The sequence below is a fragment of the Xylocopilactobacillus apicola genome (genome assembly GCF_033095985.1).
GTDB classification, from domain to species: Bacteria; Bacillota; Bacilli; order Lactobacillales; family Lactobacillaceae; genus Xylocopilactobacillus; species Xylocopilactobacillus apicola.
On record NZ_AP026802.1, the window covers coordinates 692,567 to 714,141 of the forward strand.

The 21,575-nt window shown below is 38.2% G+C and carries 24 protein-coding genes and 1 tRNA gene; 24 read left to right on the plus strand and 1 reads right to left on the minus strand.

What is annotated here, in order from left to right:
* The first annotated feature begins 42 nt into the window (after positions 1–42).
* Positions 43–1,395 carry a threonine/serine exporter family protein gene (locus R8495_RS03475; protein WP_317636179.1) on the plus strand — a complete coding sequence of 451 codons (1,353 nt, stop codon included), beginning with the start codon at positions 43–45 and terminating at the stop codon, positions 1,393–1,395.
* Positions 1,396–1,425: 30 nt separating this feature from the next.
* On the opposite strand, the gene R8495_RS03480 is transcribed toward R8495_RS03475, so the two are convergent.
* A tRNA-Glu gene (locus R8495_RS03480) sits at positions 1,426–1,497 on the minus strand.
* 101 nt (positions 1,498–1,598) lie between these two features.
* On the opposite strand from R8495_RS03480, the gene R8495_RS03485 reads away from it, so the two are divergent.
* The 23 genes from R8495_RS03485 (at position 1,599) to sufB (ending at position 21,134) form a co-directional block, all read left to right on the plus strand.
* Positions 1,599–2,192, plus strand: coding sequence for a thymidine kinase (locus tag R8495_RS03485; RefSeq protein ID WP_317636180.1), 594 nt, complete (start codon positions 1,599–1,601; stop codon positions 2,190–2,192).
* A complete protein-coding gene (gene prfA / locus R8495_RS03490; RefSeq protein WP_317636181.1) occupies positions 2,185–3,270 on the plus strand; it encodes a peptide chain release factor 1 in 1,086 nt (361 codons plus the stop codon). Before R8495_RS03485 ends, prfA begins: the two co-directional genes overlap by 8 nt.
* Positions 3,263–4,075 carry a peptide chain release factor N(5)-glutamine methyltransferase gene (prmC, locus tag R8495_RS03495; protein ID WP_317636182.1) on the plus strand — a complete coding sequence of 271 codons (813 nt, stop codon included), beginning with the start codon at positions 3,263–3,265 and terminating at the stop codon, positions 4,073–4,075. The genes prfA and prmC overlap by 8 nt, the downstream gene beginning before the upstream one ends.
* The gene (locus R8495_RS03500; protein ID WP_317636183.1) at positions 4,068–4,976 is read left to right on the plus strand and encodes an L-threonylcarbamoyladenylate synthase; all 909 of its coding nucleotides are present in this window, start codon (positions 4,068–4,070) and stop codon (positions 4,974–4,976) included. The genes prmC and R8495_RS03500 overlap by 8 nt, the downstream gene beginning before the upstream one ends.
* Entirely contained in the window at positions 4,967–5,887 is a 921-nt protein-coding gene (locus R8495_RS03505; protein WP_317636184.1) for a hypothetical protein, read from the plus strand. Before R8495_RS03500 ends, R8495_RS03505 begins: the two co-directional genes overlap by 10 nt.
* A gap of 19 nt (positions 5,888–5,906) precedes the next feature.
* On the plus strand, positions 5,907–6,536 hold the full coding sequence (gene upp / locus R8495_RS03510; RefSeq protein ID WP_317636185.1) for a uracil phosphoribosyltransferase: 630 nt from the start codon (positions 5,907–5,909) through the stop codon (positions 6,534–6,536).
* Between the two features lie 136 nt (positions 6,537–6,672).
* On the plus strand, positions 6,673–7,371 hold the full coding sequence (gene atpB, locus R8495_RS03515) for a F0F1 ATP synthase subunit A (protein ID WP_317636576.1): 699 nt from the start codon (positions 6,673–6,675) through the stop codon (positions 7,369–7,371).
* Positions 7,372–7,402: 31 nt separating this feature from the next.
* On the plus strand, positions 7,403–7,615 hold the full coding sequence (gene atpE / locus R8495_RS03520) for an ATP synthase F0 subunit C (RefSeq protein WP_317636577.1): 213 nt from the start codon (positions 7,403–7,405) through the stop codon (positions 7,613–7,615).
* Positions 7,616–7,644: 29 nt separating this feature from the next.
* The gene (atpF, locus tag R8495_RS03525) at positions 7,645–8,148 is read left to right on the plus strand and encodes a F0F1 ATP synthase subunit B (protein WP_317636186.1); all 504 of its coding nucleotides are present in this window, start codon (positions 7,645–7,647) and stop codon (positions 8,146–8,148) included.
* Positions 8,145–8,714, plus strand: coding sequence for an ATP synthase F1 subunit delta (gene atpH / locus R8495_RS03530; RefSeq protein ID WP_317636187.1), 570 nt, complete (start codon positions 8,145–8,147; stop codon positions 8,712–8,714). Before atpF ends, atpH begins: the two co-directional genes overlap by 4 nt.
* A complete protein-coding gene (atpA, locus tag R8495_RS03535; RefSeq protein ID WP_317636578.1) occupies positions 8,714–10,276 on the plus strand; it encodes a F0F1 ATP synthase subunit alpha in 1,563 nt (520 codons plus the stop codon). The genes atpH and atpA overlap by 1 nt, the downstream gene beginning before the upstream one ends.
* Before the next feature lie 8 nt (positions 10,277–10,284).
* Positions 10,285–11,259 (plus strand): ATP synthase F1 subunit gamma, encoded by a 975-nt coding sequence (gene atpG / locus R8495_RS03540; RefSeq protein WP_317636188.1) that lies wholly within the window; start codon positions 10,285–10,287, stop codon positions 11,257–11,259.
* 11 nt (positions 11,260–11,270) lie between these two features.
* On the plus strand, positions 11,271–12,782 hold the full coding sequence (atpD, locus tag R8495_RS03545; RefSeq protein WP_317636189.1) for a F0F1 ATP synthase subunit beta: 1,512 nt from the start codon (positions 11,271–11,273) through the stop codon (positions 12,780–12,782).
* A gap of 7 nt (positions 12,783–12,789) precedes the next feature.
* On the plus strand, positions 12,790–13,218 hold the full coding sequence (locus R8495_RS03550; protein WP_317636190.1) for a F0F1 ATP synthase subunit epsilon: 429 nt from the start codon (positions 12,790–12,792) through the stop codon (positions 13,216–13,218).
* A gap of 211 nt (positions 13,219–13,429) precedes the next feature.
* On the plus strand, positions 13,430–14,419 hold the full coding sequence (gene mreB / locus R8495_RS03555) for a rod shape-determining protein (protein ID WP_317636191.1): 990 nt from the start codon (positions 13,430–13,432) through the stop codon (positions 14,417–14,419).
* A 2-nt stretch (positions 14,420–14,421) separates the two neighbouring features.
* Positions 14,422–14,598 (plus strand): DNA-directed RNA polymerase subunit beta, encoded by a 177-nt coding sequence (locus R8495_RS11135; RefSeq protein ID WP_425613253.1) that lies wholly within the window; start codon positions 14,422–14,424, stop codon positions 14,596–14,598.
* Positions 14,599–14,600: 2 nt separating this feature from the next.
* Positions 14,601–14,855, plus strand: a complete 255-nt coding sequence (yidD, locus tag R8495_RS03560) for a membrane protein insertion efficiency factor YidD (protein WP_317636192.1) — start codon at positions 14,601–14,603, stop codon at positions 14,853–14,855.
* An 8-nt stretch (positions 14,856–14,863) separates the two neighbouring features.
* On the plus strand, positions 14,864–16,075 hold the full coding sequence (locus R8495_RS03565) for an FtsW/RodA/SpoVE family cell cycle protein (RefSeq protein ID WP_317636193.1): 1,212 nt from the start codon (positions 14,864–14,866) through the stop codon (positions 16,073–16,075).
* On the plus strand, positions 16,072–16,833 hold the full coding sequence (gene sufC, locus R8495_RS03570; RefSeq protein ID WP_317636194.1) for a Fe-S cluster assembly ATPase SufC: 762 nt from the start codon (positions 16,072–16,074) through the stop codon (positions 16,831–16,833). The genes R8495_RS03565 and sufC overlap by 4 nt, the downstream gene beginning before the upstream one ends.
* Positions 16,833–18,059, plus strand: coding sequence for a SufB/SufD family protein (locus R8495_RS03575; protein WP_317636195.1), 1,227 nt, complete (start codon positions 16,833–16,835; stop codon positions 18,057–18,059). Before sufC ends, R8495_RS03575 begins: the two co-directional genes overlap by 1 nt.
* Positions 18,052–19,269 (plus strand): aminotransferase class V-fold PLP-dependent enzyme, encoded by a 1,218-nt coding sequence (locus tag R8495_RS03580; RefSeq protein ID WP_317636196.1) that lies wholly within the window; start codon positions 18,052–18,054, stop codon positions 19,267–19,269. The genes R8495_RS03575 and R8495_RS03580 overlap by 8 nt, the downstream gene beginning before the upstream one ends.
* Positions 19,256–19,702: a Fe-S cluster assembly sulfur transfer protein SufU gene (gene sufU, locus R8495_RS03585; RefSeq protein ID WP_317636197.1), complete on the plus strand. Its 447-nt coding sequence runs from the start codon at positions 19,256–19,258 to the stop codon at positions 19,700–19,702. The genes R8495_RS03580 and sufU overlap by 14 nt, the downstream gene beginning before the upstream one ends.
* Complete coding sequence (gene sufB, locus R8495_RS03590) at positions 19,695–21,134, plus strand: Fe-S cluster assembly protein SufB (RefSeq protein WP_317636198.1); 1,440 nt, start codon at positions 19,695–19,697, stop codon at positions 21,132–21,134. Before sufU ends, sufB begins: the two co-directional genes overlap by 8 nt.
* Positions 21,135–21,575: the final 441 nt, after the last annotated feature.

Here is a 21,575-nt window from a genome sequence, read left to right on the forward strand (position 1 = left end):
ATTTCGGTATAAAATATTTGTAGTTGGAAAAGAGAATAATTAATGTCTGAAATTTATCCAAAAAAAGATGAAAAAAGTGAACTCTCTCAAAGTCATCACATGCAAATTCCGTGGTACGACGTAATCGATGATCAAAATGATCAAGTTCTTAATTCGGCTCTAAAAGAACGATCATCGATTGTTGGGCGGGTTGGAATTATGTTATTGTCTTGTGGGACTGGTGCTTGGAGGGTGAGAGAAGCAATGAATACCATCGCTAGAAATTTACATTTGACCTGTTCAGCAGATATCGGTCTGACTTCCATTTCTTTTACTTGTTTTTATCAAAGTCATTCATATTCAGAGGTATTGACTCTTTCAAAAAGTGGGGTTAATACTGATAAATTAGATGCCTTGGAAAGATTTGTTCATAGTTTTTCAGATCAACTGCCACATCTGAGTACGCGAGAGATTCACCGTAAGCTCGATGAAATTCAAAAAATGCCTGGTAACTACAGTGAGATTGCGACGGGTTTTGCGGCGGCGCTTGCTTGTAGTGCATTTGTATTTTTGTTGGGTGGTGGACCAATTGAAATGTTTTGTTGCTTTTTAGGAGCAGGCCTTGGAAATTTTATTCGTACCAAGTTGCTTAATCGCGAGCTAACTTTACTGGCTACAGTTGCCGTGGGAGTTGCGGCAGCTTGTTTAGTGTACTTATTAGTCTTTTTAGGATTAGAGAAATTATTTAAGATATCTCCTGAACACGAAGCAGGTTATATTGGAGCGATGTTGTTTGTGATTCCAGGATTTCCTTTTATCACTAGCATGTTAGATATTTCAAAACAAGATTTGCGTTCAGGTCTTGAACGATTTGTGTACGCTTTGATGATTACAATAGTTGCAACGCTAGTTGGCTGGTTAGTGGCCTTCACGGTGCATTTGCGTCCAGCAAATTTCTTACCGCTTGGTTTGACTCCGGTTTTGATGTTAGTATTTCGTTTCATTGCTAGCTTTTGTGGCGTTTTTGGGTTTTCAGTTATGTTTAATAGTCCGCGCCGGATGGCTTGTCTGTGCGGATTGATTGGTGCAATCTCAAACACGCTTAGATTAGAATTAGTTGATTTTACCAAAATCCCGCCAGCTGCAGCAGCATTTATTGCGGCATTAACTGCAGGTTTAATTGCATCGGCAATGAACCGCGTGGATGGCTATCCGCGGATTTCGTTGACGGTTCCTTCTATTGTGATAATGGTTCCCGGACTTTATATTTATCGGGGGATGTATAATCTCGGCTTAAATAATATTAGCGTTGCAGCGGCTTGGCTTTCTAAAGCAATTTTAATTATTATGATGTTACCGCTAGGTTTATTCACTGCCCGCGTTATTATGGATCAACGTTGGCGGCGCAGTGATTAGTAAAAAAAATAGGCCCAATGGCCTAATTTATCACCCGAACGGGAATCGAACCCGTGTCTTCGCGATGAGAACGCGACGTCTTAACCCCTTGACTATCGGGCACTTCAAAAAAACAATAATTATATTTTACATGTTTAGGAAGTTTTGTCAATTCCTGCGACATCTTTTATAATTGATAAGAGTTTTTGAGGGAAGGATAGGAAATGGCACAATTATTTTTTAACTACGGTGCAATGAACAGCGGTAAGAGCATCGAAATTTTAAAGGTAGCTCACAACTACGAAGAGGAAGGAAAAAAGGTTTTGGTTTTCACTTCCGGATTAGACTCTCGTTTTGGGAACGGAAAAATTAGGAGTCGCATTGGGATCGAACGAGTCGCTGAGGTGATTAATCCTGATACTGATTTTTACGAAATAATCAAGAGTCAAGCCAAGTCGACCAGGATTTCTTGTATTTTGATTGACGAGGCCCAATTTTTGTCGAAACAAAATGTGGTTGATTGCGCGCGGATTGTTGATGAATTCAATATTCCGGTAATGGCTTTTGGTCTTAAAAATGACTTTCAAAATCACTTATTTGAAGGTACGCAGTTTCTACTGCTTTATGCCGATAAATTCGAAGAAATAAAAACTATTTGTTGGTTCTGTGATCATAAAGCAACAATGAATTTAAGGCTTTCTAATAATCAACCAATTTACGAAGGTGAACAGTTTATGCTTGGTGGCAATGAATCGTATTTACCCGTTTGTCGTGAGCACTATTTTCACCCTAAATTAAAGGAATTACAAAATGGATAATTTTATTGAAAAAATACAAGCTTTGGCAGATCGATACAATGAACTACAGGGGATGATGAGCGATCCTGAGATTATCTCTGATACTGATCGTTATATGAAGTTGTCAAAAGAAGAGTCAAAACTTCGTCCGATTATTGAAAAATATAATCGCTATACGCAAAATTCGACTTTGATTGAGGAAAACCAGGAAATTATTGCCAGTTCTGAAGATCAAGAGTTAGCGGACTTAGCCAAAGAAGAAATGAAAGATGCGGTTCAAGAGAATCAAAATTTAGAACAAGAAATTAAAGTGGACCTCCTGCCAGAAGATCCAAATGATGAGAAAAATATTATTATGGAAATTCGAGGAGCAGCTGGTGGCGATGAAGCTTCATTATTTGCGGGTGATTTGTTGAGTATGTATGAAAAATTCGTTGCTACTCAGCCCGGTTGGAAGATGGAGATTGTTAGTTCTTCACCGACGGAAGTAGGCGGCTTTAAAGAAGTGGAAGCAGTGATTACCGGCGATCATGTTTATTCTAAATTGAAGTACGAAAATGGTGCCCATCGAGTTCAAAGAGTTCCTGTCACTGAGTCACAAGGACGAGTTCATACTTCGACCGCGACGGTGATTATTATGCCTGAATACAGTGAAACTGACTACAAAATTGATCCGAAGGATATTCGAGTGGATGTTTTGCGTTCTAGTGGGGCAGGTGGTCAGCATATTAATAAAACTTCAAGTGCGGTTCGGATGCTACATTTACCGACTGGTATTATGGTGTTTATGGAAGAACAGCGTTCCCAGCAGCAAAACCGTGCTAAGGCACTGCAAATTTTGACAACTCGGGTCCATGACTACTATGAATCTCAAAATCAAGAAGAATACGATTCTACAAGGAAAAATTTAGTTGGGACGGGAGATCGTTCAGAACGAATTCGGACCTATAATTATCCGCAAAATCGCGTTACTGATCATCGAATTGGGTTAACTTTAAACAAATTAGATCGGGTGATGGATGGTGGATTAGGTGAAGTTATTGACGCTCTAGTTGCCTACGACCAAGCTCAAAAGTTGCAAGATGTGGAAAATGGCTGATTACCTAGTACGTGACTTTTTAAAAGATGCGAAAGATAAATTAAGCGATCAACCTGTGATTGCTGATTTTATTGCAGCAGATTTACTTAAAATTTCGTTGGGTGATCTTCCTTTTTATTATCAGCATCTAATGGTTCATCAAGATCTGGCCAATCAGTGGATCAAAGAATATTTAGCAGGTAAGCCTTATCAGTATTTAACTCATCAGGCTTATTTTTTTGATTTAACTTTTTATGTCGACGAAAATGTTTTGATTCCTAGACCAGAAACGGAAGAATTAGTTGAATGGCTCTTAAATCTTCATCACGAATCAAAGCTAAAAGTTCTCGATCTTGCAACGGGTTCTGGGGCGATTGCGGTGACTGTGAAAAAACATCGACCAAATTGGGATGTTACAGCGAGTGATATTTCGAAAGAGGCACTTGAAGTAGCTCGCAGTAATGCCAAATCTAATCAAGTGAAGATCAACGTCGTCGAAAGTGATCTTTTTTCAAATCTAAATGAACGCTATGATGTGATTATTTCTAATCCTCCTTATATTGGGCAAAGTGAAGTTTCTGTGATGGATCAGTCGGTTCTCAATCATGAGCCTAAAATTGCACTTTTTGCCCCGGATGATGGTTTATATTTTTATCAAAAAATTTATGAAGAGGTTGCCAACTATTTAGAACCGAAAGGAGAACTTTTAATGGAATTCGGTTATCAGCAGAAAGCTAAATTGGCCGCGATCTATCAAACAGGTCAAATTGAATTCAAAAAAGATCTAAGTGGTCACGACCGGATGTTAAGGTGGCAAAATGACTAAAATTTATGACAAAACGAATTATAAAGAAGCGCTTCAAGCGATTAAACGGGGAGCACTGACAGTTTATCCAACTGAGACCGTTTATGGTATTGGGTCAGTGATTCACAATTCTATTAGTCTTGCTAAAATTTTTGTCTTAAAAAAAAGACCTCGCAGTAAACCTTTAAGTCTAAATATTGCATCGGCTGAAATGGCCCGGCCTTTTTTAAATTTTAGTGATTATCAGCGTTATCAAAAGATTGCTGCTAAGTTTTTGCCTGGACCATTATCAGTAATCTTCAAAACTTCGATCGAAAGTGAAGCGGCCCAGTACTTTACTCGCAAAGGCAGTATCTCCTTGAGAATGCCAGCAAGTGGCTTATTCTTGGATGCTTTGCGTGCTGTAGGCCCAATTGCTGGGACTTCCGCCAATTTAAGCGGAGAATTGTCATTGACCGATCCCCACGATGTGAAGGCTGCGATGAAGGATTTGGCAGAGATAATCTTACTAGACGGGGCACCAGAGATCGGAGTTGAATCGACTATTTTAGATTTAACTGGTAATCCTAAGATTTTCCGAGTTGGAGCAATTTCGGTTGAAGAAATAAGTGATTTTTTGGCTGAACCAGTTGAAATTGTCACTGATTCACGGCGTTATGAATTACGTAAAACTCTATATTTATATCGCAATTCAGCTGAATTAAATTCTTTAATTGATCGAGTGAAGCCGGATGATTATTTAATTTGGGGTAATAATTTTGGTTTTGCTGGGAAGTATCTGCCGCAATCCCCATTGGCAGAACTATTCAGTACTTTGAAAAAAATTGATCAGGATTCAAAAATTTCGGTAATTTTTGCAGAAGAAACAAATGATGATCTTTATAATCGAAAGTTAGGAGAATTGGCGCAAAAATGGGAATAAATTTCTTTAAAAACGATAAAGAAAATAAGCTTGAGCAGGATTATCAGAGAATGTTGGGAGTTCCAACAGTTAAATTAATTCCCCAAAGTGAACAAGCAGCGCTCAATATTTTAGTTGATTCTTTGCTTACACCAAACGACCGTTTGGTAATTATTAGTTCAGAGAATAAAAATCTAAACTGCAAATTTCGATTTTTGTTAGACCACTACCAAACAGAATATTGTCAAAAAACTTTTGAGCATCTTGAACTTGAAAGTTTACAGTCGCAGATTGAGAAATTTGGGCCACAGGTTATTATTTTTGATCGCGCAAGTTTTCAGTTTAAACCAGATTGGCAAGGATTGCGTCACTTGGCACGAATTAATGGGAGTCAATTAGTGGTGATGATGAATAGTAGCATTGACTGTGAATTAGCTGAAGTAGTAAATCTTGCTGATTTTGTGACTGCTAAGTGGGGAGCGGGGATGATCATCTCGCAATTTGATTATCAAGCGTTAATCGAAGAAAGTAGAGATAAATTCTTTTCAAAAGAAGTGATTTTTAGTTCAAATATAGTTAATTCTAAAATTGCTAATCTTAACGCTCAGGCGCTGAGAAGAGGAATTGGCAGTCAGGCAAGTTGTAATGGAGCTTTAGTTTGTTTACCATATAGTGAAATGCCCGATAGAATTGAAAATTTTCAAAAAATTCTTCATCAAGTTGGTTTAGAGGTCAAAGAGGCTAATCTTAAATCTGAAAAGCAAAAAGTACTTTTCTTTTCAACTTACGATTTGACTGCCAGTGGTTACAGTCAAGAAGCCTGCCAGCAGATCGGGGCAATTATTAGCAAAGCTTTTTTTGTGCAAAAAAATTTAATAAAGCTTGAAGAATTACGTCAACAAGTTTTAAATATTCAACGGGACTATTTATAAAAATATTAGGAGGTGTCTAATGAGTAATTTTACTGTTTTGAATCATCCATTAATTCAACATAAATTAACGATGATCAGAGGCAAGGAAGTAGGAACAAAGGATTTTCGGGAAGTGGCCAATGAAATAGCCGAATTGATGGTTTACGAGATTACCCGCGATTTACCGCTAAAAGACGTTGAAGTAGAAACACCGATGGGTAAATCCATCCAAAAAACTTTGGCAGGCAAAAAATTAGCCGTGGTACCAATTTTAAGAGCAGGTTTAGGGATGGTCGATGGAGTTTTACGATTAATTCCCGCAGCTAAAGTTGGTCACGTTGGAATGTATCGCGATGAAAAAACCTTACTTCCCCACGAATATTTTGTTAAAATGCCTTCTGATATTGATAAACGAATTCTCTTTATCGTTGATCCAATGCTTGCAACTGGAGGTTCAGCTAATATGGCGATTGAGGCTTTGAAAAAAAGAGGAGCAAAATCGATTCGTTTAGTAGTTTTAGTCGCGGCTCCAGAAGGAGTAAAGGCGGTCCAAGAGGCAAATCCGGATGTCGATATCTATGCAGCAGCACTTGATGAAAAATTAAATCAAGATGGTTACATAGTTCCAGGACTAGGCGACGCAGGCGATCGGCTGTTCGGGACAAAATAAAGCGTTTGCATTTTTTGGAAATTGGTTCACTTTTTAATTTTAAGGTGTATGATAACTATTTGACGAGGAGAACTGAGGAAAAAAAAGTTTTCAGGTCATTGAAAGAAGGTGAGGGTTTACGGATAAGGATGCAGCAATTAGCATTTTTGGTTTGCGTTTTAACCTTGCTAACGACATTCCAATTCTGGTGATTGCCGTTTTGATTATTTGCTTGGTCTTTGCTTGGTCACGCCACCTGCAAATTCGCCCAGGAAGAAAGCAAAACGCACTTGAATGGTTGGTAGATTTTACTAACAATGTTGTTGATAGTAATTTAACGGGCGAGGAAGAACGAAAACCAGCAAAATTGTTTGGTTTTGTGGTTTTTTTATTCATTATTGTCAGTAATGAAATTGGATTGTTTTTTCAAATTACTAGTAATGGAGAAAGTTACTTTAGATCACCAACTGCTTCTGCAGTGGTAACGATGACTCTAGCCATGATGGTCCTTGCATATTCACATTATGTAGGGGTTAAAAAGCATGGAATAAAGAGGTACCTTAAAAGTTTTGTAGAGCCATTTGCCCTTTTTCTACCGATCAATTTGATTGATGATTTTGCAAGTTTTTTAACACTTTCCTTGCGTTTATATGGAAACATTTACGCTGGAGAGGTGCTGATTCATCTAATCTCAAGTCTGGCTTTTGGCGTCAAAGGGATGACTTACATAACGTTGCCTTTTGCATTGATTTTAATGTTGATTTGGCAAGTATTTTCTCTTTTTATTGGCGCAGTTCAGACATATGTGTTTCTAAATTTATCAATGGTCTATATTGACCGCAAAGCAAATGAATAAAAAATGGAGGATTTTATAAAAAATGACTGGAATTAATTTAATCGCAGCAGCATTTGCAGCAGCATTTGCTGCAATTGGAGGAGCTTTTGGTGATGCTATCGTTGTTAGTAAGGCTTTAGAGAGTATGGCTCGTCAGCCTGAACAAAGTGGTACAATCCGTGGAACGATGATCTTGGGTGTCGGTTTAACTGAATCGACTCCAATTCTAGCAATCGTTATCGCTCTGATTCTGGTATTCAAATAAAAATTGACTAGCAGAAAGGTGCGTGGAAGATGCTAAATTTGGGAATGGAACCTCTTGAAATTGGCGATACTCTTCTACTTTTGGTTACGTTGATTATCATGATTTATTTGATCGGCAAGTTCGCTTACGGACCGGTCAATAAAATGCTTGAAGATCGACGAAATAAGATTAATGATGATTTGGATCATGCTCAATCTGAGCGGGAAAAGGCTTCAGAATTAGCAGCTCAACGTCAAAAAGAAGTTGATTCGAGTCGCGATGAAGCTAGTTCAATCATTGCAAAAGCAGAAAAAGATGGTCAAAAGCAAAAAGCTGGGATCATTGAACAAGCTCATGAAGAAGCTGCAAATATTCAAAAGCGCGCTAAAGATGATCTTGCAAGTCAGAAAGATCAGATGCTTGATCAAGTTAAAAATAATTTGGTTGAAGTATCAACTAAAATGGCCGCTAATATTTTAAAAGATCAAATCGATGAAGATAAACAAAAACAGTCGATTGATGATTTTTTGCAGAAAATTGAGGCTAGTAAATGAGCTATGATCGAGAAAAGTATGCTACGGCTTACGTTGAGGCAATAGGCGAAGTCGTTAAAATTGAAGAAGGTAAGGAATTTATCGATCAGTTAACTGAGTTGAATCAGGTCATGCTAGAGAATCCAGAACTAGAAACAGCTTTTAGGAGTCGACGACTCCCTCAAGCTATCGAAAAAGATCTTGTTACTACTTTATGCCAGGGGTATAAGAGTGTAGTTCAGAGCTTTTTCTTAGTTTTGGTTCAAAACGGACATATTATGATTCTTGATCGAATTTGTGCTAAGTTCATTGAATTTCAAAATGAGCGACAGAAATTGATGGTTTTTAAGGCAGTAGTTACTTACCTTCCAGATAATTTGCAGCAACAGAAGTTAGAAGAGGTTCTAAAAAATAAATTTGACCTCAATGAGGTTCAAATTAATTATCAAATCGATAAGGACTTGGTCGGTGGAATTATCATTGAAAGCAATACATACTTGATTGATGATTCAGTTCGCACTAGGCTAAATCGAGTTAGAGATTCATTGTTTCAAATGAAGATTAATAGTAAAGAATTGGAGGCATAATTTTGGCAACTACTGAGGCATTGGCTGAATATATCAAGAAACAGCTAAGCCAATATCAAGATGAAATTAAAGTTGATGAAATTGGTGCCGTTACTTATTTAGGTGATGGAATTGTCCGAGCGTCGGGGCTTAATAATGCCATGTATGGTGAGTTGGTTCAATTTGCTAATGGTGTTTATGGATTGATTCAAAATCTTGAAAGAGACGATGTAGGAATCATTGTTCTTGGAGATTATGATGAAATTTCCGAAGGCGATACCGTTAAGCGGACTGGCCGGATTATGGAAGTACCTGTTGGTGACGATATGATTGGGCGAGTTGTAGATCCTTTGGGACGGCCAATTGATGGATTGGGTGAGATAAAAAGCAATGAAACGCGCCCAATTGAGTATAAAGCACCAGGCGTCATGCAAAGAAAATCAGTTGATGAACCACTTCAAACCGGGATTAAAGCAATCGATTCGATTGTCCCAATTGGACGTGGGCAGCGTGAGTTAATCATTGGTGATCGAAAAACTGGAAAAACTTCGCTTGCCATTGATACGATTTTAAACCAAAAAGGCCAAGATATGATTTGTATCTATGTGGCTATTGGTCAAAAACAATCAACGGTTAGATCTCAGGTTGAAACTCTAAGAAAGTACGGCGCTCTAGACTATACATTTGTAGTAGAGGCTGGTCCATCTGTTCCGGCGCCACTTTTGTATATTGCACCTTATGCAGGTTCTGCAATGGGTGAGTATTTTATGTACAAGGGTAAAGACGTTTTAATTGTTTTCGATGATTTATCGAAACAAGCAGTCGCTTACCGTGAAATATCCCTGCTTCTTCGGCGTCCGCCAGGACGTGAAGCATATCCTGGTGATATCTTCTATACCCATTCAAGACTTTTGGAAAGAAGCGCGAAATTAAGTGATGATTTAGGCGGTGGCTCAATGACAGCTTTACCAATCATTGAAACCCAGGCCGGAGATATTTCAGCCTACATTCCTACAAATGTAATTTCGATTACTGACGGACAAATCTTTTTAATGAGTGATTTGTTCTTCGCGGGGACTAGGCCAGCTGTCGACGCAGGAGCTTCAGTCTCTCGAGTCGGTGGTGCTGCTCAGACAAAAGCAATGAAGAAATTATCAGGAACCTTGAGAATTGACTTAGCTAGTTATCGCGAGTTGGAATCATTTTCTCAATTTGGAACTGATCTTGATGCGGCTACGCAGTCTAAATTAAATCGGGGTCGACGAACTGTTGAAGTACTGAAACAAAAGTTGCACCAAATGCTTTCCGTGTCTGATGAAACTGTGATTTTTTATGCTTTAACTAAGGGATACGTTGATAATGTTCCAATCAATAATATTACGGGATATGAAGAGTTTTTAATTAAGACGATGCATGCTCAATATTCTGAAATTATGGATGAAATTCAAAACAGCAAAGATTTGCCTAAAGATGATTCGCTTAATCAAGCAGTTAAAGAGATTACCGATACTTATATCGCCTCTTTAAATGCTAAAAACAAGGAAAATCCGGCAAGTCAAATTGCAAATAAGATTTCAAATTAGGTGTCTAAATGTCACAATCATTAACAGATATTAAACATCGAATTGCGTCGGTTAAAAGCACCGAACAGATCACCAAAGCAATGCGAATGGTGTCAGCATCTAAAATGAGCCAGGTGCAAAGACAGTATGCTAAATATGAGGTTTACGATAATAAGTTAAGGAACATCGTACAAAAATTAGCTCATTCGCAAACTTTTCAAAACATTGCTCAACTACACGAAAGTGACCCAGAATCTTTAGAAGGGGTTTACTTTGACCAAACAGAACAAGCAATCGTTAATAGTTTCTTGGCGAGCCAAAAAGATGGTTTTGAGGAAAACAGTAAAAGGACCGCTTACTTAGTGATTACTGGGGATCGGGGACTCGTTGGCAGCTACAACAGTAGCGTTTTAAAATCTTCATTGAAAATGTTGCGTCAGGATCACGAAAAAGGTGAAGAACCATTGCTTTTTTGTGCGGGTAGTGTTGGAGTTGATTTTTTTCATCGTCGAGGGATTAACATCGATTTGGAAATTATGGATGTTTCAGATAGCCCAAGTTTCGGTGAGGTTAGAAAAATAATTGTTAAAGCTATAGATCTTTTTCAAAAAGGCTTGTATGGCAAATTACTTATTTGTTATAACCACTTTGTTAACTCCTTAACCAGTAGTTTTCGAATCGAACAGGTTCTACCTTTATCAGACTTAGAAATTTTTGACAAGGAATATGACTCTGAGTGCGATGAACTTGAATTTTTGCCCGAACCTGATCCGGTAACCGTTTTGGATACAGTTTTGCCACAATATGCCGAAAGCTTGATTTATGGGGCAATTCTTGATGCGAAATTGGCTGAGCATTCAGCTTCAACGATGGCAATGAAGAGTGCTAGCGATAACGCAGAAGATTTAATTAGTAGAATGTCGATTGAGTATAATCGAGCTCGTCAGGCAGCTATTACGACAGAAATAAATGAAATTGTGGGCGGCGCATCCGCTCTTGAGTAGAAAGGATAGGAATGGCTGATAATATAGGAAAAGTTGTTCAGGTAATTGGACCGGTCGTTGACGTTGAGTTTCCGACTCAAGACAGTTTGCCAGATATTAATAATGCCCTCATCGTCCAAAAAAATGAGGAAGAGACCGTTACACTTGAGGCCTCTTTGGAATTAGGAAATAATGTAATCAGAACGATCGCGATGGAGTCTACTGATGGATTAACTCGTGGCATGAAAGTAATCGATACGGGGTCATCTCTAAAAGTACCAGTCGGCAAAGAGGACTTGGGTCGAGTGTTTAATGTTTTGGGTGAAACTATCGACGGTGGACCAAAATTTGCTCCAGATTATCCTAGAGATACTATCCATCGAGACCCACCTAAGTACGAAGATATTACTCCAACAGATCAAATTTTAGAAACAGGAATCAAAGTTATTGATTTACTTGCTCCATATTTAAGAGGGGGTAAAATTGGATTATTTGGTGGTGCCGGGGTTGGAAAGACCGTTTTAATTCAGGAATTAATGCATAATATTTCAGCTGAGCACGGTGGCATCTCTGTTTTTACAGGGGTTGGTGAAAGAACACGGGAAGGTAATGACCTTTATTACGAAATGAAGGATTCAAACGTCTTAAAAAATACAGCACTGGTGTTTGGTCAGATGAATGAGCCGCCTGGAGCAAGAATGCGGGTAGCTTTAACGGGATTAACGATCGCAGAACATTTTCGAGATGCTGAAAAGCAAGACGTTTTACTCTTTATCGATAATATTTTTCGATTTACCCAAGCAGGTTCAGAAGTTTCAGCATTGTTAGGTCGGATGCCTTCAGCAGTTGGGTATCAACCGACTTTAGCGACAGAAATGGGACAGCTGCAGGAAAGAATTACCTCGACTAAATCGGGATCAATTACTTCCATTCAGGCAGTTTATGTGCCAGCCGATGACTATACGGATCCTGCACCTGCTACAACATTCGCGCATTTGGATGCAACAACTAACTTGGAGCGCCGTTTAACTGAGCAGGGGATTTATCCCGCAGTTGATCCTTTGGAATCGACTTCTAGTGCACTTGACCCCTTAATTGTTGGTGATGAGCACTATGAGGTAGCTACTGGTGTTCAACATGTCCTTCAGCGCTACCGTGAACTGCAAGATATCATTTCGATTTTGGGAATGGATGAATTATCTGACGACGAAAAAACAATTGTCCAAAGAGCTCGTAAGGTTCAATTTTTCCTTTCACAGAATTTCTCAGTTGCTGAACAATTTACCGGAAATCCGGGTTCTTACGTGCCAGTTAAAGACACAATTAAAGGTTTTAAAGGGATCATTGAAGGCCAGTATGATGATATCCCAGAAGATGCATTTCGAAATGTTGGTCCAATCGAAGATGTTTTGAAAAAAGCTGAAACGATGAGAGTTCAAATTAAGGATAATGGCTCAAAAGAAGGCAAGGCGGTTGATGATTCTGACCAAAATTCAACTTCTACAAATAGTGAACATAAAGAAAAGTCTTCGGCTCCAAAGTAGGTGAGATATGAATGAGGATAAAATTTTTCGTATCAATATTGTTACCCCGGATGGTTTGATCTACGATCATCATACTACGATGGTTGTAGTGAAAGCTATTGGAGGAGAGATGGGCGTTGAGGCACATCATGAGCCGATTTTGGTATCGTTAACGATTGCTCCGGTTAAAATTTACCGGGTTGATGGACAGATTCAGTATGTTGCTGTTAATGGCGGTTTTTTGGAAATGGACGACAATGTTGCAACTATCGTGGCCAATACTGCTGAACGTCCAGGTAATATTGATGTTGATCGAGCTCAATCTGCAGAAGAGCGAGCAAAAGAAAAAATTGAAAAAGCAAAACGCGAACATGATGAAGCAGAATTGCGTCGCGCGGCTGTAGCTTTGAAAAGAGCAATCAATCGGATTGATACGGTATCTTTACGTAATCGTTAAATCAATTAACAAATCCTAGTTTCAACGATAAGTTGTTGGTGCTAGGTTTTTTGTTTTTTTAGGTTGATGAATAGTGAAAATTGATTTTACAATATTTGAGTTTTGTTTAATTCAAATAAGAAATGTGAAATTTTTTTAATTTTGGTCTGTTAAATGATATAATTAAGTCCATTGAATAATCAGAAAAATAAAGTAAACGTGGAGTATAAGCATGGCTAAAGAAATTGGCATTGATTTAGGGACGGCCAATGTCCTTATTAATCAAAAGGATAAAGGGATCGTTTTAAATGAACCTTCAGTGGTTGCAGTTGAAACGAGAACAAACCGGGTGGTAGCTGTTGGATCAGAAGCATATCGAATGGTTGGTCGCACACCTGGCGATATTAGAGTAATTAGGCCGCTGAAAGATGGGGTCATTGCTGATTTTGATATCACTGAACAAATGTTGACGTATTTTATCAACAAGTTGAATTTGAAAGGATTTATGTCGCGACCAACAATTTTGATTTGCTGTCCGACAAATATTACCTCAATTGAACAAAAGGCGATTATTGACGCGGCAGAAAAAGCTGGCGGCAAAAAGGTTTATTTGGAGTTAGAACCGAAAGTTGCTGCTGTTGGAGCGGGACTTGATATCTATGAACCGAGCGGTAATATGGTTGTTGATATTGGAGGGGGAACTAGTGATATTGCAGTTCTTTCAATGGGTGAAGTTGTCACTAGTCGATCTCTAAGATTAGCAGGCGACGCGATGGATACGGAGATTGCAAATTTTGTGCGCCAAAAGCATAATCTTTTAATCGGGGAACGCACCGCTGAAAAAATCAAAATCGATATCGGTTACGTTTATAAACCGGATCCAGAAGTGTCGGTTGAAGTAAGAGGACGTGATATGGTATCTGGTTTACCAAGAGAGATTACGATTAGTTCGGTTGAAGTTTCAGAAGCTTTGCATGATTCCATGTTGGCAATTATTGCAGGTGCTAAAGAAGTTCTAGAGAAAACTCCGCCTGAACTGTCAGCAGATATTGTTGATCGGGGAGTAATGTTAACTGGCGGTGGAGCTCTTTTACGTGGAATTTCGCAAATGTTTTCAGATAGTTTACAGATTCCGGTAATCGTTGGTGATGAACCATTATTGGCTGTTGCTTTAGGTACAGGAATTCTACTTGACCATCTTGATAAAGGAATGAAAATCTAATCTTGCGCAAACATAAAGAAATCAGGGATTTTATTTTTAAAATTATAATTTACCTTCTGACTTTTATTCTTTTAGTTTTAATCGGTACCGGCGTCGGCTTTATGGTCGGTGGCGGTAATTTTTTTCAGGCTTTCAACTGGGCTAATTGGCAGCATTTATTAAACTATTTTAAGAGGTGAAGATGCGGGTTCTTTTAATTTCTTTAGTCCGTTTTTATCAGAAGTTTATTTCTCCAGGGTTTCTACCCCATTGTCGTTTTTATCCGACTTGTTCCAGTTATATGATTACAGCGTTAAAAAAGCATGGACCAATTTTGGGGTTGGTAATGGGAATTGCTAGAATCTTGCGGTGTAATCCGTTCGTTAAAGGCGGCATTGATTATGTTCCTGATTATTTTACGATTTTTCGTAACCGTGAAAGCGAAAGAAATGGATAGTTAGTCAAATGGATAATGAATCAAAATTAGACAATAAAATAGATTATGGGATTTTATTTAGTGTTTTTTTACTTGTGTTGATCGGAATGGGCTCTCTTTATGTTTCGCTTACCCATGACCCTAACATTGTTAATGTCGTTCGTCCAATGGTTTCTCAAGGAGTTTGGTACGTCTTTGGTACTATTTGTATGCTTGCAGTCATGCAGCTTGATTCAGAGCAACTTTGGAAATTAACCCCTTATTTTTATGCCGCTGGAATATTTTTGCTCCTGCTCGTGTTGGTTTTTTATGATCGATACATATTTAACGAAGTCGGTGCTAAAAGTTGGTTTCGAATTGGCAATTTTACTTTTCAGCCTTCAGAAGTAGCAAAACCAGCTTACATTGTGATGCTTGCAAGGGTGACGACTTTGCACAATACCCGCTACCCCAAGCACAGTTTTCAAAGTGATTTTAAATTGATTTTCGAGTTGATTGGTTGGTCCTTACCAGTAGTTGGTTTGGTGATGCTTCAGCCCGATTTGGGGACGACCTTGGTTTTTATTGCTATTTTTTTAGGTATTTTAATTATGGCTGGGATTATGTGGCAAATTTTGTTACCAGCGTTTATTGGGATGGGCTCGATTATGGGCGGGGCCCTGGCGCTAGTGGTGTTTGACCAGTCATTTCTTCTAAAACTAGGATTTAAGTCTTATCAATTTGATCGAATTTTTGATTGGCTAAACCCAACAAGCGGTAGTCAATCTTCAAACCAAGTTGGAAATAGTATTCGGGCAATTGGTTCGGGTCAATTGTTTGGAAAAGGGTTTGGGGTCTCGCAAGTTTACGTGCCAGTGCGGGAATCCGATATGATTTTTTCTGTAATTGGTGAGAATTTTGGTTTTATTGGATCTTGTGTTTTGATTTTTATCTATTTTGTTTTGATTTATCAAATGTTAAGCACGACCTTTGAAACCAAAAACGAGTTTTATGCTTATATTTCAACTGGAGTTATTATGATGATTCTCTTCCATGTTTTTGAAAATATCGGAATGTCAATTGGACTTCTGCCAATGACGGGGGTCCCTTTACCTTTCATTTCTCAAGGGGGCTCCAATCTGTTAAGTAATATGATTGGGGTTGGTCTGGTCATGTCGATGAAGTTTCATTACAAGAATTATATTTTCTCTCGCAATAGCGAGATATTTAGCTCGACGGAAAGCGAGGCTTATATTAAATGAGCAAATTAGAAATTGTAGATTTACATGTTGAAGTTACCAATGATGAAAATGAAAAAGAAGAGATCCTTAAAGGTGTTAATTTAACAGTAAATACTGGTGAAATTCATGCTATCATGGGTCCTAACGGGACTGGAAAGTCAACTCTTTCCGAAACGATTATGGGAAATCCTCATTATTTGGTCACTAAAGGTGATATTTTGATCGATGGCGAGTCATTGTTACCTTTGAGTGTTGATCAAAGGGCGCGTAAAGGTGTGTTTTTGGGAATGCAGTATCCAGCAGAAGTACCGGGAGTGACGAATGCTGAATTTATTCGAACCGCGATGAATGAGCGTGATCCCGAACACAAAATTTCAATCCGCGATTTTATTAAAAAATTAGATCAAACAATGAATCTTCTTCATATTTCAGAAGAATTTGAAGAAAGGAATCTTAATCAAGGTTATTCTGGCGGCGAAAAGAAACGAAACGAAATATTGCAGTTAATGATGTTGGATCCAAAGTTCGCCATTTTGGATGAGATTGATTCTGGTCTTGATATTGACGCCCTAAAGATTGTTTCTAAAGGCGTTAATTCAATGCGTTCTGATCATTTTGGAGCTTTAATTATTACCCACTACCAACGGCTGCTTGAATACATCGAGCCCGATTTTGTACATGTAATGATGGGAGGAAAGGTTATTAAAACTGGTTCAGCAAGTTTGGCTGCTGAGCTTGAAAGAGTCGGATATGACGGGTTCGAAAAGGAAGTTTCATAATGAATGATAGTTCAACTTCCAAACAAATTGAAGAATTCAAAAATGAATTAATTAAATCTGGTTCAAAAGATTTGTCTTTGCCAGTTTTTGACCAAATTAATGTTAAGTCTTTGCAATTGATGCGTTTAAAAAAAGATTTTGGTTCCGATTCGTCAATATCAGAACCAGAGTTGACAGATGATTTTGGCTTTGTTTTTGCTAATAATCAGCTAACGTCACTCAAGATTCCTACGAAGTACCTTGACCAAGGGTTAGTAATTACAGATTTGAAAACAGCTCAAGCAAAATATTCAGAGTTATTTAGAACATATTTTGCTCAGTTAATTACAGCACGAGAAGATTTATTGACCTATGAACACTATTGCCGTTTAAACGGGGGAGTATTCATTTATGTACCCGACGAGTTAAAAGTAAATGATACCTTACAAGCTTACTTTTCTAATAATCCTAATAAATCTCAAAGTACTCAGGTTATTTTGGTTGTTGGAAAAAATGCAAAATTGTCGATGACTGAAAACCAAGTTGCAACTGAATTAGGCGTGGGTGATTATTCGACTTTTTGTGAAGTTTATTCGCAATCAGGGGCTAATTTGTCTTATGTGGTTAATGATCAGGCAGCGACTGATGGGCATAATTATTTTTATCGGTCATTTAATTGTGGCAGTCGTTCGGTTGTGAATTTAACTTCCGGTGAGTTTACCAAGGGTAACGTTTTGGTTAATAACAAAATTTCACTTTTTGGCAACGATTCAACGGGCGAAGTTAAGACTGTTGCGATTGCTCAAGGGGATCAAACTGCTGCAATTAATAGTCGAGTAACTAATTTTGGTCTCCGGACCAGAGGCAACATTTTACAACACGGAGTTATTCTTGATCAAGCAAAATTAGTTTTCAATGGAATTGGGCAAATTGTTAAAGGAGCGAGGGGAGCGGATTCACAGCAGGAAAATCGAGTTTTGATGCTGAGCAAGAAAGCTCGTGGTGATGCAAATCCCATTCTTTTAATTGACGAAAATGATGTAACAGCTGGGCATGCAGCTTCCGTTGGTCGAATCGATGAAGAACAACTTTATTATCTTGAAAGCCGCGGTTTAAATTCTGATATCGCTAAAAGGTTGATTATTAAAGGATTTTTGGAATCAGTAATTACTGTAGTTGAAAGTAAACGGACTCGATCAATGTTACGTTCAGTCATAGAGCGTAGTTTAGGAATTGCCGATGAATAGTCAAGAGCGTTTGGATTTTCCCTTTTTTAAGCAGGAAAAATTAATTTATTTAGATAGTGCGGCTACTTCGCAAAAGCCCCAGTCGGTGATCGATTCGTTGGTCAATTATTATTCTTATAATAATGCTAATATTCATCGTGGAGTTTATGCTCTAGCTCAAAAGACGACTGATCAATTTGAGATGGTTCGAAATCAAGTAGCACATTTTATTAATGCTAAAAAATCAGAAGAAATAGTTTTTACAAAAGGAGCGACGCAAAGTTTAAATTGGGTCGTTTTTGGCTATTTTGCACGTTTTTTAAAACCAGGAGATGAAATATTAATTAGCGTAATGGAACACCACAGTAATTTGGTTCCATGGCAGGAACTTGCCAAAAAAACAGGAGCTGAGCTACGTTATGTTAAACTTGATCAAAATGAGCAGTTGGATCTAGATGATTTATTGACTAAATTAAATTCGCGGGTTAAAGTTGTCTCAATTGCTCAAGTTTCTAATGTTCTTGGTTGTATTAATCCAGTGAAAAAAATTGCTTCACTTGCTCATAAATTCGGCGCTTTGGTGGTAGTCGATGGAGCTCAAGCGGTTGGCCATATGACAGTCGATGTGGGTGAATTAGATTGTGATTTTTATTGCTTTTCGGGTCACAAAATGTTTGGCCCGACTGGAATTGGGGTTCTTTACGGCAAATACAAATTGCTTGATCAACTTAAACCAGTTGAATACGGTGGCGAAATGATCGATGAAGTTGATTATCAGGCCAGCACTTTTAAGGAATTGCCTCTGCGTCTAGAAGCTGGAACTCAAAATATTGCAGGAGTTATAGGATTAGGTGCGGCAATAGATTATTTGAACCAAATAGGCTTAAAGAGAATTTCAAAGCATAATCAAGAGATTACCGAGTTAGCTTTTGATAAACTAAGAAAAATTCCAGGGCTCAAAATTTACGGTTCTGCTAATCCTAAAGAACATCATGATGTAATTTCTTTTAATTTAGCAGGAATTCACCCACATGATGCTGCAACCGTTCTTGATAGTTTTGGAGTCGAGGTGAGAGCAGGGCATCATTGCGCAGAAGTTTTAATGCGTTATTTAAAGATTCCAGCATGTTTAAGGGCTAGCTTTCATCTTTATAATGACGAAAGTGATGTCTTACAGCTAGTAAGTGCAATTAAGGAAGTTCAGAGGTTTTTTAAACATGGAACAGTCTAAGTTGATGAATCTTTATCGAGAAATGATTGTCGAGTTCGGCAGGGATCCCCACAATTTTGGTGAGCTTGAAAATCCAAGCGTTACAACCGAGTTACATAATCCAAGTTGTGGTGATGTTTTGGTTTTACAAATGGACATTGATGACAGTGAAATTAAACAAATTAAGTTTTCGGGAAGTGGCTGTATTATTTCGCAAGCAAGCGCTTCAATGATGACCGATTTAATTCAACATAAAAGCCTTAAAGAGGCCAAAAAACTTAAATTAACTTTTTCGAAAATGATTACAGATCCCGATCCCAATGATTTATCTGAATTGGGTGATGCAGAAATTTTACAAGGTGTTCGTTTATTTCCTGCTCGAATTAAGTGTGCTACGCTGGCTTGGAATGCCTTGGAAAAGTCGATTGGAAAATTGGAGGAAGACAATGGTTGAAGCAAAAACAAAAAACACGAAAAATAATGAGGATATTGCGGAAAAAATTCAAATAGATGAAAACTTCGATTATGGCTTTTCTGATAATTTTAAGCCGGTTTTTTCCACGGGTAGAGGATTAACTGAGGAAGTTGTTCGTTCGATTTCCAGAGAGAAAAATGAGCCTGAGTGGATGCTTGATTATCGTTTGCATGCCTTTAAGGTTTACGAGCAGACATCAATGCCAGATTATGGTCCCGATCTAAGTGAGCTTGATTTTTTAGATATGCTTTATTATCAAAAGGCCACGGATCGGAAATATCGAAATTGGGAAGATGTGCCTGATACTATCAAAGAAACATTTGAACGCCTAGGTGTGCCTGAAGCTGAAAGAAAGTTTTTAGCAGGTTCTTCTGCCCAATATGAATCTGAGGTAGTTTATCATAATATGAAGGAACAATTTGATAAACTAGGGATCGTTTTTACTGATACCGATACAGCATTACATGAATATCCCGAAATTTTTAAAAAGTATTTTGGGACTTTGGTAAAGCCAAATTTAAATAAATTTACTGCTTTAAATGGTGCAACTTGGTCTGGCGGAACTTTCATTTACGTTCCAAAAGGAGTTAGAGTTGAGACCCCAATTCAGTCGTATTTCAGAATTAATGCAGAAAATTCAGGGCAATTTGAACGGACATTAATTGTAGTCGACGAAGGGGCATCGGTAAATTACGTCGAAGGATGTACCGCTCCAAATTATTCTAGCGATAGTCTTCATGCCGCAGTTGTCGAAGTTTTTGTTGAACGAGATGCATATTGCCGTTATACCACGATTCAAAATTGGTCGAAAAACGTGTATAGTCTTGAAACTAAACGAGCTCAGGCGATGGAAAATGCAACGATGGAATGGGTTGACGGCAATCTAGGTTCGAAGACAACGATGAAATATCCAGCAGTTTACCTTGATGGTCGTGGGGCAAAAGGCACCATGCTTTCAATTGCATTTGCTTCTAAAGGAGTTGACCAGGACAACGGGGCCCGGATGATTCATAATGCACCAGACACCACAAGTTCGATCATTTCTAAATCGATTTCTAAAGATGGCGGGGCCGTCGATTACCGCGGGACAGTTAGGTTTGGACCACATTCAGATCGTTCATTTTGTCACGTTGAATGCGACACGATTATTATGGACGAGGAGTCTAGCTCAGATACGATTCCTTATAATGAAATTTTAAATGGTAACGTGACAATGGAGCATGAAGCAAAAGTGTCTAAAATTTCCGAAGAGCAACTTTATTATTTAATGAGCCGAGGGATTTCCGAGGAAAAAGCGACCGAAATGATTGTGATGGGTTTCGTGGAACCTTTCACTAAAGAATTACCAATGGAGTACGCAGTTGAATTAAATCGTTTAATTGGAATGGAGTTTGTTGGCGGAATAGGCTGATTTAAGTCTGGATTAAATTTTAAAATTTATGAAAATTGTCCCAGGTACTGAATAAATTCAGCGCGTTCAAACCCCTTATCGTATTGAAGTTGTTAAAAATTGGCAGATTTTAAAGGGAGATTGGACTTCAGTATTATCAGAAGCTTTTGACGTGGTGGGGGGCACCAATTACAATTGAGGATGCTGAAGATTATCTCAAAAATTCTCCGATTTCACTTGGCAACGAATTTATAGATAAAAAGATAAATTTTCCGGCTAATTATTTGATGGAGTGGGCTTCTTGGTATTTTAAAAATATCAAATTTAATTCAAAAATCAGCTGCGTGGGTCAAGAAAATCTATTTTTTGGAGTGGGATTAAGAGTATTAAATCCTGTCCAGCTTGGGCATTTTCTAAAGTCAGATTGCAGCTTTTAACACTAATAGTCAAGCAAATATCCGC

Excerpts from the sequence above, each read along its gene's own strand:
- R8495_RS03475 (WP_317636179.1), top strand. The coding sequence starts at position 43 with ATGTCTGAAATTTATCCAAAAAAAGATGAAAAAAGTGAACTCTCTCAA.
- R8495_RS03485 (WP_317636180.1), top strand. The coding sequence starts at position 1,599 with ATGGCACAATTATTTTTTAACTACGGTGCAATGAACAGCGGTAAGAGC.
- prfA (WP_317636181.1), top strand. The coding sequence starts at position 2,185 with ATGGATAATTTTATTGAAAAAATACAAGCTTTGGCAGATCGATACAAT.
- prmC (WP_317636182.1), top strand. The coding sequence starts at position 3,263 with ATGGCTGATTACCTAGTACGTGACTTTTTAAAAGATGCGAAAGATAAA.
- R8495_RS03500 (WP_317636183.1), top strand. The coding sequence starts at position 4,068 with ATGACTAAAATTTATGACAAAACGAATTATAAAGAAGCGCTTCAAGCG.
- R8495_RS03505 (WP_317636184.1), top strand. The coding sequence starts at position 4,967 with ATGGGAATAAATTTCTTTAAAAACGATAAAGAAAATAAGCTTGAGCAG.
- upp (WP_317636185.1), top strand. The coding sequence starts at position 5,907 with ATGAGTAATTTTACTGTTTTGAATCATCCATTAATTCAACATAAATTA.
- atpF (WP_317636186.1), top strand. The coding sequence starts at position 7,645 with ATGCTAAATTTGGGAATGGAACCTCTTGAAATTGGCGATACTCTTCTA.
- atpH (WP_317636187.1), top strand. The coding sequence starts at position 8,145 with ATGAGCTATGATCGAGAAAAGTATGCTACGGCTTACGTTGAGGCAATA.
- atpG (WP_317636188.1), top strand. The coding sequence starts at position 10,285 with ATGTCACAATCATTAACAGATATTAAACATCGAATTGCGTCGGTTAAA.
- atpD (WP_317636189.1), top strand. The coding sequence starts at position 11,271 with ATGGCTGATAATATAGGAAAAGTTGTTCAGGTAATTGGACCGGTCGTT.
- R8495_RS03550 (WP_317636190.1), top strand. The coding sequence starts at position 12,790 with ATGAATGAGGATAAAATTTTTCGTATCAATATTGTTACCCCGGATGGT.
- mreB (WP_317636191.1), top strand. The coding sequence starts at position 13,430 with ATGGCTAAAGAAATTGGCATTGATTTAGGGACGGCCAATGTCCTTATT.
- yidD (WP_317636192.1), top strand. The coding sequence starts at position 14,601 with ATGCGGGTTCTTTTAATTTCTTTAGTCCGTTTTTATCAGAAGTTTATT.
- R8495_RS03565 (WP_317636193.1), top strand. The coding sequence starts at position 14,864 with ATGGATAATGAATCAAAATTAGACAATAAAATAGATTATGGGATTTTA.
- sufC (WP_317636194.1), top strand. The coding sequence starts at position 16,072 with ATGAGCAAATTAGAAATTGTAGATTTACATGTTGAAGTTACCAATGAT.
- R8495_RS03575 (WP_317636195.1), top strand. The coding sequence starts at position 16,833 with ATGAATGATAGTTCAACTTCCAAACAAATTGAAGAATTCAAAAATGAA.
- R8495_RS03580 (WP_317636196.1), top strand. The coding sequence starts at position 18,052 with ATGAATAGTCAAGAGCGTTTGGATTTTCCCTTTTTTAAGCAGGAAAAA.
- sufU (WP_317636197.1), top strand. The coding sequence starts at position 19,256 with ATGGAACAGTCTAAGTTGATGAATCTTTATCGAGAAATGATTGTCGAG.
- sufB (WP_317636198.1), top strand. The coding sequence starts at position 19,695 with ATGGTTGAAGCAAAAACAAAAAACACGAAAAATAATGAGGATATTGCG.